Source organism: Halorubrum tibetense, assembly GCF_042661865.1.
Taxonomy (GTDB): Archaea; Halobacteriota; Halobacteria; order Halobacteriales; family Haloferacaceae; genus Halorubrum; species Halorubrum tibetense.
In genome coordinates, this window is the sequence record NZ_JBHSWW010000456.1 from 1 (window position 1) to 1,261 (window position 1,261).

General features: G+C 69.0%; 2 protein-coding genes. One reads left to right on the top strand and one right to left on the bottom strand.

Going from position 1 to position 1,261, the window contains the following annotated elements; translation table 11 throughout:
• Positions 1-830 (bottom strand): penicillin acylase family protein (locus ACFQEU_RS16120; protein WP_379783813.1); only part of this gene is annotated, 830 nt, incomplete at its 3' end.
• Positions 831-953: 123 nt separating this feature from the next.
• Between ACFQEU_RS16120 and ACFQEU_RS16125 the strand changes: the two genes are divergently transcribed.
• A partial coding sequence (locus tag ACFQEU_RS16125; protein WP_379783815.1) for a carbamoyl-phosphate synthase domain-containing protein occupies positions 954-1,261 on the top strand: 308 nt, incomplete at its 3' end.

Genomic DNA, 1,261 nt, shown 5'->3' on the forward strand with positions numbered 1-1,261 from the left:
TTCGCGGGCGCAGGGACAGTCGCACGCGACGCCGTGTGCGTCGGTTCGGCGTCGTTCGCCGCGCTCCGCAGTATCGGCGACTCGTGGTCGTACCGCCGGGGGAACAGCCGCGTCGCCGTTTCCTCGCCGAGCCGTTCGCGGAGCAGCGCCCGTCGGAGGCTCCGGAAGCTGCCGGTGAGCGTCCATGCGATCTGTTTCTCCATCAGCATGGTGTCGACGGGCGTCCACGGCGACGGATCGTAGCCGAGGAGTCCGAACTCAGGGGGGAGTGGGCCGTCGTCGATCCGCGCGGAAACGCCGTCCGCGTAGGCCGCCACCGCCGCGCCGGCGTCGGTGTCACGGACCCGTTCCCACGTCGCCTCGGCGGCGCGGACGAACCCCATTCGCCGATTGAACGCATCAGACTCGAGCGTGGCCTCGCCGACGACGGCGGACAGCTGGCCGCGCATCACGCGTCGCTGGAGGTCGAGCTGGAACAGCCGGTCGTTCGCCTGCGCGTAGCCGACTGCGAACATCGCCGCGGCCTCCTCATCGGCTGTGACGTGGGGGACACCGTCGCCATCGACGCGAACGGTCGCCTCACCGTACGGGCTCGACACCGTCCGCCGTCCGGCGTCGGTTCGCCACGCGGACCCGGAGAGCGGCGAGAACGCCCGGAGGTAGCCGGCCACGGGCTCGATCAGCCCGAGGCTCGCGGTCCCGCCGACGATCGCGGCGATCAGACCGCGTCGAGTGGCGGGGAGGTCACGGGCGTCGCCACCGTCAGTGCGGGCGCTCACGGTGTCGGTTCGGACGCCATCGATCGTTCGGGCGTCGTCGGCATCGGTCATACCGCCCTCACCGTCGCTGCCCTATTCAACCTGCGGTGACCCCCCGCCAACCTGCTCGCTACGAATTTCGTAACGATGCTACGAACGACGCACTTATTACGGTTCATCTATACGTATCTCGTAATGTCGGACGCCTACATCGCTCTGGCCGACGGTCGCGTGCTCGAAGCGCGTTCCCGTGCCCCGGGGCGTACACGTGGTGAACTGGTGTTCACGACCGCGTACACCGGCTACGAGGAGTCGCTCACTGACCCCTCCTACGCCGAACAGATCCTCACGTTCTCGTACCCGTTGATCGGGAACTACGGCGTCCGAGCGGAGCGATTCGAGTCCGATTCGGTGCAGCCGCGCGCCGCCGTCGCCCGCGAACTGACCGACGACGTCGCCGACTGGCTCGCGACCGAGGGCGTCCCCGCCGTCGACCACGTCGA